19 protein-coding genes are annotated in these 16395 nt (G+C 65.1%); 3 read left to right on the forward strand and 16 right to left on the reverse strand.

Translation table 11 applies throughout. The features are described from left to right. Positions 1-15 precede the first annotated feature (15 nt). From VF194_RS17340 to argS, 13 genes are all read right to left on the reverse strand, one after another. On the reverse strand, positions 16-1098 hold the full coding sequence (locus VF194_RS17340) for a LysM peptidoglycan-binding domain-containing M23 family metallopeptidase (RefSeq protein ID WP_330892447.1): 1083 nt from the start codon (positions 1096-1098) through the stop codon (positions 16-18). A 255-nt stretch (positions 1099-1353) separates the two neighbouring features. Beyond that, positions 1354-2013 (reverse strand): protein-L-isoaspartate(D-aspartate) O-methyltransferase, encoded by a 660-nt coding sequence (locus VF194_RS17345; protein WP_330892448.1) that lies wholly within the window; start codon positions 2011-2013, stop codon positions 1354-1356. Positions 2014-2115: 102 nt separating this feature from the next. Further along, positions 2116-2871: a 5'/3'-nucleotidase SurE gene (surE, locus tag VF194_RS17350; protein ID WP_330892449.1), complete on the reverse strand. Its 756-nt coding sequence runs from the start codon at positions 2869-2871 to the stop codon at positions 2116-2118. Between the two features lie 2 nt (positions 2872-2873). After that, positions 2874-4157: a serine--tRNA ligase gene (serS, locus tag VF194_RS17355; protein WP_330892450.1), complete on the reverse strand. Its 1284-nt coding sequence runs from the start codon at positions 4155-4157 to the stop codon at positions 2874-2876. A gap of 13 nt (positions 4158-4170) precedes the next feature. Beyond that, a complete protein-coding gene (gene tatC / locus VF194_RS17360) occupies positions 4171-5055 on the reverse strand; it encodes a twin-arginine translocase subunit TatC (protein WP_330892451.1) in 885 nt (294 codons plus the stop codon). Continuing rightward, entirely contained in the window at positions 5052-5462 is a 411-nt protein-coding gene (gene tatB, locus VF194_RS17365) for a Sec-independent protein translocase protein TatB (RefSeq protein WP_330892452.1), read from the reverse strand. Before tatB ends, tatC begins: the two co-directional genes overlap by 4 nt. A gap of 65 nt (positions 5463-5527) precedes the next feature. Next, positions 5528-5773, reverse strand: a complete 246-nt coding sequence (tatA, locus tag VF194_RS17370; protein ID WP_330892453.1) for a twin-arginine translocase TatA/TatE family subunit — start codon at positions 5771-5773, stop codon at positions 5528-5530. Between the two features lie 188 nt (positions 5774-5961). After that, a complete protein-coding gene (gene scpB / locus VF194_RS17375) occupies positions 5962-6921 on the reverse strand; it encodes an SMC-Scp complex subunit ScpB (protein WP_330892454.1) in 960 nt (319 codons plus the stop codon). Between the two features lie 3 nt (positions 6922-6924). Further along, positions 6925-7803, reverse strand: a complete 879-nt coding sequence (locus VF194_RS17380) for a ScpA family protein (protein ID WP_330892455.1) — start codon at positions 7801-7803, stop codon at positions 6925-6927. A gap of 27 nt (positions 7804-7830) precedes the next feature. Then, complete coding sequence (locus VF194_RS17385) at positions 7831-8526, reverse strand: site-2 protease family protein (protein ID WP_330892456.1); 696 nt, start codon at positions 8524-8526, stop codon at positions 7831-7833. Continuing rightward, positions 8523-9566, reverse strand: coding sequence for a beta-N-acetylhexosaminidase (nagZ, locus tag VF194_RS17390; protein ID WP_330892457.1), 1044 nt, complete (start codon positions 9564-9566; stop codon positions 8523-8525). Before nagZ ends, VF194_RS17385 begins: the two co-directional genes overlap by 4 nt. After that, entirely contained in the window at positions 9556-10353 is a 798-nt protein-coding gene (locus VF194_RS17395) for an SPOR domain-containing protein (RefSeq protein ID WP_330892458.1), read from the reverse strand. The genes nagZ and VF194_RS17395 overlap by 11 nt, the downstream gene beginning before the upstream one ends. Before the next feature lie 64 nt (positions 10354-10417). Next, positions 10418-12169: an arginine--tRNA ligase gene (gene argS / locus VF194_RS17400; protein ID WP_330892459.1), complete on the reverse strand. Its 1752-nt coding sequence runs from the start codon at positions 12167-12169 to the stop codon at positions 10418-10420. Between the two features lie 170 nt (positions 12170-12339). On the opposite strand from argS, the gene erpA reads away from it, so the two are divergent. The 3 genes from erpA to VF194_RS17415 all read left to right on the forward strand — a co-directional run bounded on the left by erpA (position 12340) and on the right by VF194_RS17415 (position 14808). Further along, on the forward strand, positions 12340-12723 hold the full coding sequence (gene erpA, locus VF194_RS17405; protein ID WP_330892460.1) for an iron-sulfur cluster insertion protein ErpA: 384 nt from the start codon (positions 12340-12342) through the stop codon (positions 12721-12723). A 145-nt stretch (positions 12724-12868) separates the two neighbouring features. Then, on the forward strand, positions 12869-13642 hold the full coding sequence (locus tag VF194_RS17410; RefSeq protein ID WP_330892461.1) for an exodeoxyribonuclease III: 774 nt from the start codon (positions 12869-12871) through the stop codon (positions 13640-13642). Positions 13643-13743: 101 nt separating this feature from the next. Next, positions 13744-14808, forward strand: coding sequence for an alcohol dehydrogenase (locus VF194_RS17415; RefSeq protein ID WP_330892462.1), 1065 nt, complete (start codon positions 13744-13746; stop codon positions 14806-14808). 4 nt (positions 14809-14812) lie between these two features. On the opposite strand, the gene VF194_RS17420 is transcribed toward VF194_RS17415, so the two are convergent. The 3 genes from VF194_RS17420 to VF194_RS17430 form a co-directional block, all read right to left on the reverse strand. Next, positions 14813-15454 carry a glutathione S-transferase family protein gene (locus VF194_RS17420; protein WP_330892463.1) on the reverse strand — a complete coding sequence of 214 codons (642 nt, stop codon included), beginning with the start codon at positions 15452-15454 and terminating at the stop codon, positions 14813-14815. A 69-nt stretch (positions 15455-15523) separates the two neighbouring features. Continuing rightward, positions 15524-15919, reverse strand: a complete 396-nt coding sequence (locus VF194_RS17425) for a DUF427 domain-containing protein (protein WP_330892464.1) — start codon at positions 15917-15919, stop codon at positions 15524-15526. Positions 15920-15988: 69 nt separating this feature from the next. Further along, positions 15989-16360 (reverse strand): VOC family protein, encoded by a 372-nt coding sequence (locus VF194_RS17430; RefSeq protein WP_330892465.1) that lies wholly within the window; start codon positions 16358-16360, stop codon positions 15989-15991. Positions 16361-16395 lie beyond the last annotated feature (35 nt).

A 16395-nucleotide genomic window follows, 5' to 3' on the forward strand; every position in this document is an offset into this window, starting at 1 on the left:
ACCATTTACGGCACGTTATGCGACCGACAGGAACTTTGTCGGATCAACCGCTTGCGTGCCTTTCCGGATCTCGAAATGCAGTTGCGGCTGGCTGACGCCGCCGGTACTGCCCACCGTGCCGATCGCCTGTCCGCGCGTGACCTTCTGGCCCTTCTTGACCAGCATCTTGTCGAGATGGGCGTAAGCCGTGATCCAGCCATCGGCGTGGCGGACCAGCAGCAGGTTGCCGAAACCGCGCAGCTCGTTCCCGGCGTAGACGACGATGCCATTTTCGGCGGCCAGCACCGGAGAGCCCGCGCGGGCGGCGATGTTGATGCCATCGTTATGCAGGCCATCCGCCTTCGGTCCGAAACTGGACAGGATGCGGCCGCGCACCGGCCAGGAAAAAGTCCGTCCGGCCCGTGGCGGCACTACGGCCGCTTCCTGCCTGGGCGGCTCGGCTTGCGGTGCGGGATGTTGCGCTGGGCGCTCTTCCGGGATCGGCACGGGGGCCGTGGCCTCCTGCTGGGCCGGCGGCGTTTCCGCCTTCGGCGCGGACGATGACGGCGCGGTCACTTCAGGCACGGCCACTTCGGGTACGGGCGCTGGCTGCTGCGGCGCCGTCTGTTGCGGCTTGGGCGAAACCGCGGGTGCCGAGGATGGCGGCTGTGACGTGCCGGCGGATGGCGGTGGCGGCAGGGTTTCGACGTCGACGCCGCGCGAGCTCCCGATCCGGCTGCCGGTGGCGGTATTCGCCGACGATGCCGTGCCCAGCCCCGGCGTTGCCGACGCGACCGCGTAGGCGGTAGTCGAGGGGATCCGCAGGCGCTGCCCCACCGCAATCGTATAGGGCGGCGTCAAGTTGTTGTCCTGGGCGATCGTATAAAGATCAACGTCATAGGCGCGCGAGATGCTGTACAGCGTGTCGCCCGGCTGCACGGTATGGAAGCGGCCGCCGGGGATGGTGATCCTCTGGCCCGGCTGCAGCAGATAGGGCGGCTGCAGGTTGTTCTCATCGATGATGGCGCGGACCGGCCGGTTATAGCGCCGCGACAGGGCATAGACCGTATCGCCCGGCTGAACCTCGACCGTGGAAGATGTTGTTTCAGGGGCGACCACAATGTCTGGGATGGGATAGGCCGATTGCTGGGGCGTTTGCGGTGCGGGCTGCTGCGCAACGCTCTGGCCTGCCGGGGATGGCGTGACGGGCCGGTAATCGAACACAACCGGGGCCGGTGGCTGCTGGCCACAGGCAGCAAGCAAACCGATCAGAACGAAAAGGGGCGACCGCCGAATAACCAAGCGAATCCGATGCATCGCCGAAAAGTCTAGGCTTCTTCGGCTTTTGGCTCAATCTTGGGCGGGAAATCCCGGCTAACCGGCTGCTTCCCGGGCGATTCCGGGCAAAAGCGGCACGAAACGCACCGGCATCAGGCGTTCTTCCTGCACGTCGTCGCCGTGGCGCGTGTAACGCACGATGTCCTGGTCGGTCGCGGTGACGCTGACCGGCGCCACCATGATGCCGCCCTCGGGCGACAACTGGCGGATCAGCAGATCGGGCCGTTTATCCGCCGCGGCCGTGACCAGGATACGGTCGAACGGCGCCTGCTCCGGCCAGCCTTTGTTGCCGTCGCCGACGATCGCCGTGATATTGGTGATCTTCAGATCATCGAAGCGCCGCTCGGCGCTCTGCAGCAGCGACTTGTACCGCTCGATGGTGTAGACGCGGCGCGACAGCTTGGCCAACACGGCGGCCTGATAGCCCGATCCGGTACCGATTTCCAGCACCTTCATGCGGTCGCCGACCAGCAGGGCCTCGGTCATGTAGGCGACAACGAAGGGCTGGCTGATCGTCTGTCCCTGCGTGATCGGCAAAGCGATATTGTCATAGGCGTGTTTCAGGAATTGCTCGGCGACGAAGTGTTCACGCGGCACCCGCTCGATCGCTGCCAGTACGCGTGTATCGGCGATGCCCTGCCGCCGCAGTTCCATGATCAATTGGATGATGCGGGTATCCACGGCGCTAAGGGTCAACTTTCTCCATCGTCATGCCCGTAAAAGCGGGCATCTGGGGAGACTGGGCTCCCGCTCTCGCCGGAGCGATGCATCCTGACCCCTTCCCCACCCCTTTCATCCCTACGACAGGGCGGATTTCAGCGCCTTCAAGCTCGCCCCGTGGGTGAGATCAAGCTGCAGCGGCGTCACCGAAATCGCCCCGTTGTCGATGGCGCCAAGGTCGGACTGGCGTTTGGACTTGTTCTTCTGGCGACGAAAACCGATCCAGAAATACGGCACGCCGCGCGCGTCGACGCGGCTGTCCAGCGACAGATCGGTCAGGTCGCGTTGGCCCTGTTTGACCACCTCGATGCCAGTGACGGAATCATGCACGACGTCGGGGAAGTTGACGTTGATCAGCACGCCTTTCGGCCAGCCGGCCCGGAGCAGCTTTTTGATCACCTTCGGCGCATGATGTTCGGCGGTGGCCCATTTCACCGGATGGCCGTATTCGAATTTCTGACTCAAGGCAATCGAAGGTACGCCGAGCAGCGTGCCTTCCATCGCCACGGCTACGGTGCCGGAATACGTCACATCCTCGCCAAGGTTGGAGCCCCGGTTGACGCCGGACAGCAGCAGGTCGGGCTTGCTGTCCTTGAGGATTTCGTGCATCGCCATCATGACGCAGTCGGTCGGCGTGCCGCGCACGGCATATTTGCGCGCGTTGATCTTGCGGATGCGCAAAGGTTGGGTCAGCGTCAGCGAATGCGAGGCGCCGGACTGTTCGAATTCCGGCGCAACGACCCAGACATCCTTCGACAGCGATTTGGCGATTCTTTCCAGGACCTTCAGTCCCGGCGCATGGATGCCGTCGTCGTTGGATACCAGGATGCGCATGCTCAGCGGACCTTCTCGATTTTGGTCAGCCCGCCCATGTAAGGTTTTAGCGCATCCGGGATGCCAATGCTGCCGTCCTCTTGCTGATAGTTTTCCATCACCGCGATCAAGGCGCGGCCGACGGCAACGCCCGAGCCGTTCAAGGTATGGACGAAGCGGGTTTGCTTCTCGCCGGCGGCGCGGCTGCGCGCATTCATGCGGCGCGCCTGCCAGTCCCAGCAGTTCGAGCAGGAGGAAATCTCGCGATACTGGTTCTGCCCAGGCAGCCAGACCTCGAGATCGTAGGTCTTGCGTGCCGCACCGCCCATGTCGCCGGCGCAAAGCAGCATGGTACGGAATGGCAGGCCAAGCCGCTTCAGCACGGTTTCCGCGGCTTCCGTCATCCGCTCGTGCTCCTCGACGGATTTATCCGCCGTGACGATGCTGACCAGTTCGACCTTGTCGAACTGGTGTTGGCGGATCATGCCGCGCGTGTCCTTGCCCGCGGCGCCGGCTTCCGAGCGGAAGCAGGGCGTCAGCGCCGTCATGCGCCAGGGCAGCTCGGCCTCGTCGATGATCAGGTCGCGGGCGAGATTGGTCAGCGGCACTTCCGCCGTCGGGATCAGCCAATACCCCACCGTGGTGCGGAACAGGTCGTCGCCGAATTTCGGCAGCTGGCCGGTGCCGTAGGCGGTGGCATCGTTGACCAGCAGCGGCGGCTGCATTTCGGTATAGCCGAATTCGGTGGTGTGCAGATCCAGCATGAATTGCCCGAGCGCCCGGCTCAAGCGGGCGAGCTGGCTTCTGATCACCGTGAAACGCGCACCAGCCAGCTTTACGCCGGCGGCGAAATCCATATAGCCAAGCCCTTCGCCGAGATCGAAATGCTCCTTCGGCTTGAAGGCGAAGCTGCGCGGCTCGCCGATGCGGCGCAGTTCCTTGTTGGATTTTTCGTCCAGTCCGTCCGGCACATCCTCCGCCGGCAGGTTCGGGATGCGCGAGAGCGCATCGTTCAGCGCCGCCTCATGCTCCTTCTGCTCGGCTTCCAGGGCTGCGAGACGATCCTTCAACTGGCCGACCTCGGCCATCAGGGTCTGGGCCTTGGCTTCGTCCTTCTGGGCTTTCGCGGCGCCGATTTCCTTCGACAGCGCGTTGCGCTTGGCCTGCACCTGATCGAATTCCGTCTGCGCCGCGCGGCGCTTCTTGTCGAGCTCGATCAGGCTGGCCGCCTGCGGCGCCAGGCCGCGGCGGGCGATTGCCTTGTCGAAGGCTTCCGGATTGTCCCGGATGAACTTGATGTCATGCATGGCAAACTACCAATCAGGCAGAGGGGTTCGGAGGCTCGCCCTGCTGGGCCGTTTCCCCTCCGGGCTCTGCCGACGATGCTTCGGCGTCCTCTTGCTCGGCTGCAGCGCGTTCCGCCGCCTCGCGCTTGGCGCGGTCGCGCTCGATCATCTTCACCGAGAAGATCGAAATTTCATAGAGCAGAAGCAGCGGCACAGCCAGGCCGACCTGGCTGATCACATCCGGCGGCGTGACCACGGCCGCGAAGATGAAGATGCCGACGATCGCATAGCGGCGCTTGGATGCGAGCCCTGCCGAGGTCGCGAGGCCGACCCGGCCCAGCAGGGTCAGCAGAACCGGCATCTCGAAAGCCAGGCCGAAGGCGAAGATCAGCGTCATCACCAACGAGAGATACTCGCTGACCTTGGTTTCAAGCTGGATCGGAATGGAACCGTCACCGCCGGGCGCTTCGAAGCCGACGAAGAATTTCAGCGCCAGCGGCATGATGAAGAAATAGACGAAAGCGCCGCCCATCGCGAACAGGATCGGGGTGGCGACCAGGAAAGGCATGAAGGCGCGGCGCTCGTTCTTGTACAGGCCGGGCGCGACGAACATCCATACCTGGCTGGCGATCACGGGAAAGCTGAGCAGCATCGCCGCCCAGAAGGACAGCCGCACATAGGTGAAGAAGGCTTCCTGCGGCGCGGTAAAGATCATGCGCCGGCCTTCGGTGCCGACCGCATGCACCAGCGGCTGCATCAGCAGGTTGTAGATATGCGGCGCGAAGAAATAGCAGACGACGAAGGCGATGAAGATCGCCCCGATCGAATACATCAAACGGTTGCGCAGCTCGATCAGATGGTCGAGCAGAGGCATCCGCGAAGCTTCGACTTCGTCCTCGGGCGCTTGCGGCTCGCTCACGATTTCGTCTCGTCCTTGGCGGGCGTCTGTTGCGGGGCGGCCTCAGCGACCGGCACCTGGGCCTCTTCTTCCTTGGGCGGTTCCATCACCGGCCTGGATTCGGCAAAGGGGTCGTCCGGCACGGACTCGCGCAGGCTCTTTTCCAGGCCGCCATCGGGATCGATGGTCTTCTTGACTTCGCTTTCCAGCGAGAAGTTGCTGACCTGCTTGGCCGCCTTGCGCAGTTCGTCCAGCTCCGCCTCGCGCATCATGTCGTCAATGCCGCTCTGGAATTCGCGGGCCATGGCGCGTGCCTTGGCGCTCCACTGCCCGACCGTGCGCAGCACCTTGGGCAGATCCTTCGGGCCGATCACGACGAGCGCGACGACCGCGATGACTCCGAGTTCAGACCAGGCAATGTCGAACATCGCCGCCTACACCATTCGATTTCCTGCACCGCGGCGGAAGCTGTTGACCGCCGGGCATGATCTGCTCAGTGCTGCGCGGTCTTGTCGGCCGGCGCACCGGTGCCCGCGGCGCCGGCGGAAGCCTGGCGCTGCTGGTCGATGACGGGCGGATTGCCGGCGGGCTTGTCCTCGGCTCCCTCCTGCATCCCCTTCTTGAAGTTCTTGATGCCTGCGGCGAGGTCGCCGGCCACCTTCGGCAGCTTGCCGGCACCGAAGATGATCAGGATCACCAGCAGAACGATCAGCCAGTGCCAAAAACTGAAGCCACCCATATCCTTATCTCCTCAAACGCGGACGTAAGCCCGAACTGCAGCGGGCTTGTGCCGAAACAGCGCCGCACTATGACAGAGATAGTGCGGACAAGGCAATCTTTCGCCCCTGACGGACGAAAAAACGAACCGGAAATTAGCCTTAGCGTGTCGCAATGCCGCAGCCCCGGACCGTCCGGAATACCGGCCGGTCAGTCCTCCTGCCGGTGGTCTTCGGCCGGGGCTTCCGCCGCCGGGGCGTCCCCGGCGGCAGCCTTCTTGGCCTCGTCCTCTTCGTCGATGATCAGCGGCTCGAGGAATTCGCGGCCATCGTCGTCTTCGCCCAGCGGGTCCTCCGGCGCGGCATCCAGCGCCTCGCCCGGCATCGGGATGCCGCCGGAGGCCGGCAGGGCTTCCAGCAGACCCGAGGCGCGCAGTTCCTCCAGGCCGGGCAGCGCATCGACGCTTTCCAGGCCGAAATGCACCAGGAACTCTTCCGTCGTGCCGTAGGTCACCGGGCGGCCCGGAACGCGGCGGCGGCCGCGCACCTTGACCCATTCGGCTTCCATCAGCACATCGAGCGTGCCCTTGCTCAGCGAGACGCCGCGGATTTCCTCGATCTCGGCGCGGGTCACCGGTTGGTGGTAGGCGATGATGGCCAGAGTCTCGATCGCGGCGCGGGACAGCTTGCGCTGCACCTGGCGATGTTCTTCCAGAAGATGCTGCAGGTCGGGCGCCGTCATGAACGCCCAGCGGCCAGCCACCTTCTTCAGGATGACGCCGCGGTTGCGGTACTGATCCTCCAAAGCCGCCAGCACGGCGGGGACGCGGGTCTTGGGCGGCAGCCGCTTGCGCAAGGTCGCCTCGTCCAGCGGCTCGGCGGCGGCGAACAGCAGTGCTTCGGCCATCCGTACGGCAGCCGCGAAAGCCTCTTCCTTGTCGGCGGCCTGCTGCTCGGCAGCCGCTTCCGCGTCTTCGTCGGCGTCCTCGCCCTCGTCGCCCGACGCCTCACCCTCACCTTCGCCCTCGCCGGCCGCGGAACCCTCCGTTTCCGGCTCATCGGGGGCAGCCGCGGAGGCCTCGGCGGCGGTTTCTCCCGCGTCGTCCTGGGCGGTCATCTCGATCTCATCGTCCAGCCGCTCCTCGGCCGGCAGCGCATCATTGGATTGCATGACTTACTCTTCCGTGGTGGCCGCCGGCTGCGCAGTGGCCTGGCGGCGGATATAGATCGGACCGAAGGTCTGGACCTGCTTCAACTCGATCTGGCCTTGCTTGGCCATTTCCAGGGTCGCGTTGAACGTCGAGGCCAGCGCCGACTTGACGGTGAAGGGATCGTCCAGATCGGGCGGCAGGAAGGCCTGCAGCGTCGCCCAGTCGGGAATCTGGCCGATCATGTTGCGTAAGCGGGCCAGCGCCTCCTCGACCGAGACGATGCGGCGGCGCGCCATCTTCATGGTCAGCGCTTCCGTCGAGCCCTTGGAGGCGCGGAACTCGGCGTAGGCCTTGAGCAACTCATAAAGCGTGGCGTTGTAGACCGACTTGCGGATGATGCGCACGCCTTCCGGCTTGCCGCGCAGGAACATCGCCAGGCCGATCTGGTCGCGCTGCATAAGGTCCCGGGCCGCCTTGCGCATGGCCTCCAGCCGCTGCAACTGCAGCGCCAGCCGGGCGGCCATGTCGGCGCCCGAGGGCTCGCCCTCCTTCTCCGGCTCTGGCACCAGCAGGCGGGATTTCAGGTAGGCCAGCCAGGCCGCCATGACGAGGTAGTCGGCGGCGATTTCGATGCGCACCTTGCGCAGCTCGGCGATGAAGGCCAGGTATTGCTCGGCCAGCGCCAGGATCGAGATCTTGCGCAGATCGACCTTCTGCTCGCGCGCCAGGCTCAGCAGCACGTCGAGTGGACCTTCGAAGACATCCAGGCTGAGAACGAGCTGTTCGCCCAGCGACACGCCGCCTGCCAGGCCGTCGCGCTGAGCCTCCTCGAAGGATTCGCCGGCTGCCGGCGTCGCGGCGGCGGCCGGGGCAGATTCGGGGGACTCGGCAGGTTCTGTCACGGCATCCATCCAGCTCGGGCGGTGGTGTTAGCCACTATGCCCGGACAATACAAGCAGGATATCCCGCAGGCCGGCGACGATCGGCGTCAGAAGCTCGAAAAGCGGGTTCCAATCGGCGCCGAACTGCCGGGCCGCCATGGGCACGGCCAGCAGCAGAATCAGCAAAATGACCATGCCATAGCGCTCCAGACGGGCCAAGGGGCGCGCCAGCGACAACGGCAGCAGCCCGACCGCCACCCGACCGCCATCCAGAGGCGGTAAAGGAATCAGGTTAAAAACGCATAATACCAGATTGATTAATATGGCATTCTGCAGATTCATCGCAATCCACTGTGCCGGCAGGCCATCGAACAGCGGTACGAGGTAGAACAGCAGCATGGCCAGGTAGGCCTGGGCGAGATTGATTGCCGGCCCGGCCGCAGCGACGATCGCCATATCCCGCCGGGGCGACGGCAGTTTCCAGAAATTCACCGGGACCGGCTTGGCCCAGCCAAACAGGAATGGCGCGCGCAGCAGCAGAAGCAGCGCCGGCAGCAGGATCGTCCCCATCAGGTCGACATGCCGCAGCGGGTTGAAGGTCACCCGCCCGGCCATTTTGGCCGTGTCGTCGCCCATCTTCCAGGCGACCCAGCCATGGGCGGCCTCGTGCAGGGTGATCGCCAGCAGGGCCGGCAGCACCCAGGTGGAGGCCTCGAAGATCATGCCGATGACGTTTGGACTCACGCGGCCCCCTGTCCCAGCAGAGCCTGATACCGTGCCCGTTCCGCTGCGCCGAATGCGGCCGGGTTGGCCGGCAGCCGGGCGCGGGCTGCTGCGATCCGCCCGGCTGCCCGCGCCGTCATTGCCGGCAGGGCCGCCAGCAGGCTCTGCATCTGGGCCAGATCGCCCGAGCAATGCAGCACCAGATCGCAGCCGGCCGCCAGCGACGCCGTGCCGGTTTCGGCCGGGCCACCCTTCAGCGCCTTCATGGTGAGATCGTCGGAGATCAGCACGCCATCGAAGCCGATGCGGCCGCGGATCACATCCTTGATCAGCGCGGGCGACAAGGTTGCCGGATTGCGCGGATCGATCGCGCTGTAGACGATATGCGCGGTCATCGCCCAGGCAGCGTGATTGAGGTTACGGAAAGGAACGAAATCGCTCTGCTCCATGGCGGGGATATCGGTATCGACCACCGGCAAATCCAGGTGGCTGTCGATATGCGAGCGGCCATGCCCCGGCACATGCTTGATCACCGGCAGCACGCCGGCATCCATGAGGCCGCGCATCGTTTCGCCGGCCAGGGCCGTGACGGTGGCGGGATCGCGGCCATAGGCGCGATCGCCGATCACGTCATGGGCCCCTTCGATGGGCAGATCCGCCACCGGCGCGCAATCGACATCGATCCCCAGGGCTGCCAATTCGGCGCCGATCCAGCGCGCATTGAGATAGGCCGCTTCGCTGCCGGCGGCGCGGTCGCGGGCGTAGATTTCGCCGAAAACCGCACCCGGCGGAAATTTCGGCCAATGCGGCGGTTTCAGCCGCGCCACCCGGCCGCCCTCCTGATCGATCAGCACCGGCGCCAGTTCGTTACCGACCACGCCGCGGAAATCGCCGATCAGCGCCCGCACTTGCGCCGGGTTGTCGATATTGCGGGCGAACAGGATCAAGCCGAGCGGCTTGCGCACGCCAAACAGAACGCGCTCCTCGGCGCCGAGTTGCAGCCCGGCGCAGCCGACCACGGCAGGCGCATAGGACGCCCAGTCGACCCGCTCAGCGGACAACGATGCAGCCCTGGTTCTTGGCGGCCAGCTTCTGGCAAAGCGCCTGCGCCGCGGCGCGGTCCTTCAGCGGCCCGGCTTGCAGGCGAACGAAAGTGCCCTTGTTCGGAATCTCCACCTTTTCATAGGACGGCGTCAGGTCGCCGAGGATATCGGCGTATTTCTTGTGAAGCTTCGTCCAGGTCGATTGCGCCTGGGCCTGATCCTTCAGCGACGCGAGCTGGATTTTCGAGCTGCCGCCGGCAGAGGCCGCCGAGGCCGGCATGGGCGCAGCGGCGGGCGCGGCCGCAACCTGCTTGTCGGACTGCTTGTCGGCTGCGGGCTTCGCCGCCGCGGCGGGATTCTCCGCGGTTTTTCCCGTTGCCGGCGCCGGCGATGCCGCGGTCGGGCTCGGCGCGGCGGTCTGGTTGGGCACCGTATTGACCGGCCGCGTCGGCACCATCACGGCGGACGGATTCGAGCCGGCCGGCGCTACGGCGGTATTTTGCGGCTGCGCCGGCGCCTTCGGCTGTTCCGGCGGCGGCAGCAGGCGCTCCGGCTGGGCTGCGCCCGTCGATTGTGCGGTGTTGCCCCCGATGCGTTCGTAGATTTCCTTGTCCTGGTTCGGGACCTGCAGGCCGCCGGGATTTTCCGGCGCCACCTTGACCGGGCCCTGATCGGCGCGGATCAGCGGCGGAGCCCCGCTGCTGCCGCGTTTGACGCCCTGATCATAGGCGAACCAGATACTGACGCCGAAGGCAGCCACGGCGACCAGGGCAATCACAGCCGTGATGGTCTTACGCGGGCGCACGGATCCCTCGCCTTCGCTGGGAACCGGACGCGATCCTCGGTCGGTACGCAAATCACTCATCGTCTCACCTCATCTCCTCGACCGGCGTTACGCCCATCACCGACAGGCCGGACGCGATCACCAGCGCCACGGCGCGCAGCATCGCCAGCCGCGCCCGCGTCAGCGCAAGATCCTCCGGCAGCAGAAACCGGACATTGGTATCGTCGCGGCCGACATTCCACAGGCCATGGAACGCCGCGGCGACATCCTGCAGGTAGAAAGCGACGCGATGCGGCTCATGCGCTTCGGCCGCCGATTCCACCAGCCGCGGCCAGCCGGCCAGCAACTTGATCAGCGCCAGTTCGCCCGGATGGCTGAGCAGCGTCATGTCGGCCTGCGCCAGAGCGGCATCTTCGGTATCGATCTGCGGCACTTCGCTGGCGGCATTGCGCAGCACCGAACAGATGCGCGCATGCGCGTATTGCACATAGAAAACCGGATTGTCCTTCGACTGTTCGGTCACTTTCTGGAAGTCGAAATCGAGCTGCGCGTCATTCTTGCGCGTCAGCATGATGAAACGGACGACGTCCTTGCCCACCTCATCGACCACATCGCGAAGGGTGACGAAGGTCCCTGCCCGTTTGGACATTTTCACCGGCTGGCCGCCGTCCAGCAGGTTGACCATCTGTACCAGCTTAACGTCGAGTTCGGCTTCGCCGCCGGACAATGCCTTCACGGCCGCCTTCATGCGCTTCACGTAGCCGCCGTGATCGGCGCCCCAGACATCGATCATCTGCTTGAAGCCACGCCGGTACTTGTCGTCGTGATAGGCAATGTCGGCGCCGAAATAGGTCCAGGAGCCGTCGGATTTCTTCAGCGGACGATCGGTGTCGTCGCCGAATGCGCTGGCCTTGAACAGCTCCTGCGGGCGTGGCTCGTAATCCTCGGGCACCTTGCCCTTCGGCGGCTCCAGCACGCCGGTATAGATCAGGTCGCGCTGCTTCAGCCGGTCGAAGGCCTGCTGCACCGCGCCGCTGTCGTGCAGCGCCTTCTCGGAGGTGAAGACGGCATGGTGGATGTTCAGCGCCGCGAGATCGTCGCGGATCACCGCCATCATCGCGTCGGTGGCTTCCTTGCGGAACAGCGCCAGCCATTCGGATTCCGGCGCCGCCTTGAATTTTTCGCCGTATTTCTGCGCGAGCGCCGCGCCCAGCGGCTTCAGATACTCGCCCGGGTAAAGCCCTTCCGGGATCGTAACCGTCTCGCCCAGAGCTTCGCGGTAGCGCAGATGCGCCGAGCGGGCCAGCACATCGACCTGGGCGCCGGCATCGTTGATGTAATACTCGCGGGCGACCTGAAAGCCCGCCTTGTCGAGCAGGGCCGCCAGCGCATCGCCGAACACGGCGCCGCGGCAATGGCCGACATGCATGGGGCCGGTCGGGTTGGCCGAGACGTATTCCACGTTGATCGGCTGGCCCTGGCCGATATCGCTGTTGCCGTAGGCCGTGCCCGCCCCGAGGATGGCGGCAACCTGACGCTGCCAGTAATCGGCCTTCAGCCGCAGATTGATGAAACCCGGTCCGGCGATCTCGACGGCGTCCACGGCAGGATGGGCGGCCAGCAGCGGCTTGATCTGGTCGGCCAGGGCCCGCGGCGCCAGTTTGGCCGGCTTGGCCAGCACCATGGCCACGTTGGTCGCGAGGTCGCCATGCGCCGGATCGCGCGGCGGCTCGACCGCAATGGCTGTAAGCGGCAACTCGCCGGCCAGCACGCCCTGCTCGGCCAGCGTATGCACGGCGGCCATGACGGCACGGCGGAATTCGGTAAAAACGTTCATTTCGGAAGGCTTTTCGTCATACATCCTGAATCGGGGGCGGACACTAGCGATTACGTCCTATACCCGCAACGCACCCCGGTAAGGCCGGCCGTGAAATTGACTTCCGCGCGAGGCTTCCTAAATTGCTAGCGCAATGTGGCAAATTATTGGTAAATCGAGTGTAAATGGCCATGTCTGAGACCGCAGCACAGACCAGCGCAAGCTCCGCCCCGACCGAGGCCGGAGGCGAGCCTTTGCGCGTGACCGAGTCGGCGGCCCGCCAGATTCGCAAGGTGGCAGCCGCCGAGGGCAATCCGGCGCTGGCTTTGCGCATCAGCGTTTCGGGCGGCGGCTGCTCCGGCTTCCAGTATGGCTTCACTCTGGACGAGGCCGAAACCGCCGACGATATCGTCCTGACCCGCGATGGCGCCCGGGTACTGGTCGATACGGTTTCGCTCGAATACCTGCGCGGTTCGCAGATCGACTTCGTCGAGGACCTGACCGGCGCCTATTTCCGCATCAGCAATCCCCAGGCGACCTCGAGTTGCGGCTGCGGCAACTCGTTTTCGATGTGATACCCCGAATTTTTGACGCCGTGCTCGGGTTTGGCCCGGGCATCAACGGGCTTTTCCGCCGCCGATTACCCGTGGTTGGCAGGCCCGAGGCGAGCCGTGACGGTTTGGATTTGGCCGCAAGGCGATTTCCCCCGATACTCCCCGCATGCGAATCACCACTTGGAACGTCAATTCGATCAAGGCGCGGCTGAACAACGTCCTGGACTGGGTGCGGGCGGAAAAACCCGATGTCCTGCTGCTGCAGGAGATCAAATGCCAAGATGCCGATTTTCCCGCGCTCGAATTCCAGTCGATGGGCTACTCGACCCATGTCCACGGCCAAAAGAGCTATAACGGCGTCGCCCTTCTCAGTCTGAAAAAGCCCGATGCCGTGCGCCTGCGGCTCGAAGGCGACGAGAGCGACGAACAGGCGCGCTACATCGAGGCCGATATTGCGGGCGCGACGATATGCGGACTCTATCTGCCCAACGGCAATCCGCGGCCGGGCGAGAAATACGACTACAAGCTGCGCTGGATGCAGCGTCTGTTTCATCGCGCCGAAGCATTGCTGCGCGCCGAGACCCCCTTCCTGATGGCGGGCGATTACAATGTCTGCCCGACCGATCACGACGTCTATGATCCTGCCGGTTTTGCCGAGGATGCGCTATGCTGGCCGGACACCCGCCGCGCCTTTCGTTCGCTGATCAACCTCGGCCTCACCGAAGCCTGGCGCGCGCTGCATCCGCGCGAGATCGAATACAGCTTCTGGGATTATCAGGCCGGCTGCTGGCCCAAGAACCAGGGCCTGCGCATCGATCACTTCCTGCTCTCGCCGCAGCTTGCCGACCGGCTGGTGAGCTGCGAAATCGACCGCAAGCCACGCGCCAGGGACAAAGCGTCGGATCACGTGCCGGTCACCTGCGAGATTGCCCTGCCCTGATTTTCGCTGCGGCGGATCGGGTATTCCGCTGCGGGTCAAACCATCTTGGCAGCGGCGGCGGCTTTCTTCACACTGGCGGCGTCTAGGGAAAGGATGCCGCCATGAAAAGTTATCAGGTTTTCGATTACGGCAAGCCGCTCAAGGAAGTCGAGCAGCCGACACCGCAGCCGCAGGGCACCGAGGTGCTGATCAAGATGCAGGCGGCCGGCATCTGCCACAGCGATCTGCATATCTGGGAAGGCGGCTATGATCTTGGCGCCGGCAAGCGCCTGGAACTGAAGGATCGCGGCATCCGCCTGCCGCTGACCATGGGGCACGAGAATGCCGGCGAGATCGTCGCCTTCGGCCCCGAGGCCGAACAGCACAGCGACGGCCGCAAGATCGGCGAGGCCTGTCTGGTGTTTCCCTGGATCGGCTGCGGCAGTTGTGCCGCCTGCAGCGAGGGGACCGAGAATCTCTGCATGGCGCCACGTTCGCTCGGCGTCTACAACCACGGCGGCTATGCCGATTACATGCTGGTGCCGCATCCGCGGTATCTGCTGCCGCTCGGCGGACTCGATCCGGTTGCCGTCGCGCCCTATGCCTGCTCGGGCCTGACCACCTACTCCGCGCTGAAGAAATTCGGCGAGCGCATCAAGCGCGATCCGGTGCTGGTGATTGGCGCCGGCGGACTGGGGCTGATGTGCATCAGCATCCTGAAAGCCATGGCCGGCAAAGGCGCCGTCGCCGTCGATATCGATCCGCAGAAACGCGCCGCCGCCATTGCCGCCGGCGCCCTGGCGGCGGTCGACGGCGCGGCCCCGGACGCCGCCGAACAGGTGGCCAAGGCCATGGGCGGACCGGCCTGGATGGCAGTCGATCTGGTCGGCGCGCCGGCCACTGCCTCGCTGGGCCTGAACGTGCTCGGCAAGGGCGGCAAGCTATTGATCGTCGGCCTGTTCGGCGGCTCGGCGCCCTGGCCGCTGCCGATGATCCCGCTGAAGGCGGCGACGATTCAGGGCAGCTATACCGGCAGCCTGCCGGAGATGAAGGAACTGCTCGACCTCGTGCGCGCCGGCAAGGTGCCGCCGATTCCGATCACGCGCCGCCAGCTCAGCCAGGCCACCGACACGCTGGAAGATTTGCGCCATGGCCGCCTGGTCGGCCGCGTGGTGGTGACGCCGTAGGGCGTCAGGTCCAGTGCGGCGGCCAGGTCTTGCGCACGATCTCCAGCGCCTGCATGCGGTCGAGCCAGGCCTCGGTTTTCGGCCCGAGCAGGCCGCCGGCCATCTCCGGCATGCGCTGCGCGAAGCGGCGGATCAGGATCAGTCTGGGGAATAGCACGAAATCGACGGCGGCCGGCGTCGTGCCATCCATGAAATCTTGGCCCGGCATGCGGCCTTCCCAGACCGCAAGTTCCTCGGCCAGAGCGGCGCGCGCGGCGGCGAGCTTCGCCGGATCGCGCTGCTCCGGCTTGGTGCGGATGACGACATCCACCACATCGTTGAAGGCCTTGGCATAGTAATCGTCCGAATCGACGATCAGCCGGCGCTGCTGCGCCCGCTGCTTCACATCGGCGCTGAACAGCCGCGGCCCGGGGTACGCTTCGTCGAGATAGTCGAGGATGACGGCGGATTCGGCCAGGACGAAATCGCCGTCCACGATCGTCGGCACCTTCTGGCGCGGATTGATCGCGGTATAGTCCGGCGAGCGCGTTTCGCCCTTCTCGAAAGACAGCACGCGCAGCTCGTAGGCAATGCCCTTATGCTCCAGCGCCAGCCAGACCCGCCAGGCGTAAGGTGAACCCGAGCCGTAATAGAACATGAGCGCCATGCGCGCCTCCTCCCCCGCTGATTGCCGTCGCAGCCTAGGCGGCGCTGAGCGTTCGCACTGTGGCGGCGGTCACAGCTCTTCTATCTTATCGACGCGGTCGGGATAGAAGGCGAGATGATTCCTGATCTGGGCGACGGCGGGATACGGCGCCTCGTAGCTCCAGACCGCATTGGCCGAGGTCGTGCCGTCCACCAGCACGTCGTAATAGGCGGCATCGCCCTTGTAAGGACAATGCGTCGCATGCGTGGTGCGGCGCAGCGCGCCCATATCGGCATCCTCGCGCGGGATGTAGAGCACGGCCGGGTAACTGGCTTCCTTCAGCTCCAGCGCACGGGCGCTGTCGGCCACCACGCGGCCCTTGTACTGCACGCGCACGCGCCGGCCATGCGGCCTGACGGTGATCGGATGGTCGGGGCCGGGCTCGAGATGGCGCTTCTGGCCCGGATGAGTGGCTGACTGGCTCATGACTCCCTCCTTGCTGCCGGAGTGAGCTAACGCGAGGGCAGCTTCATTCAAGCCCGGCCCGTTCAGGTCCTATTTGCCGCAATAGGCTTCCAACCGATAGCCGTCCGGGTCGATCACGAAAGCGGCGTAATAGTTCGGCCCGTAATCCTCGCGCAGGCCGGGCTTGCCGTTATCCCTGCCGCCGGCCTTGAGCGCCGCCGCGTGAAAGGCATCGACCGCGGCGCGGCTGGGCGCCTCGAAGCAGACATGCAGGCCGGATTTCGGATCGGCCTTGACCGGACTGTCGGTCTGGCTGATCCACAGCCCGACCTCTTTCGCGCCGTAGCCGAGCGATCCCTCGCCCTCGCTGAGGCAGGTAAAGCCGAGCGGCTTCAGCGCCGCATCGCAGAAGGCCTTGGTGCGTTTGATGTCCCGCACGCCGATGGAGATGTGATTGAACATGGCAATGCTCCGTCTGAGGTGTTTGTCGACGGAGC

Origin of the sequence: Ferrovibrio sp., assembly GCF_036381655.1 — a bacterium.
Lineage (GTDB): Bacteria > Pseudomonadota > Alphaproteobacteria > Ferrovibrionales > Ferrovibrionaceae > Ferrovibrio.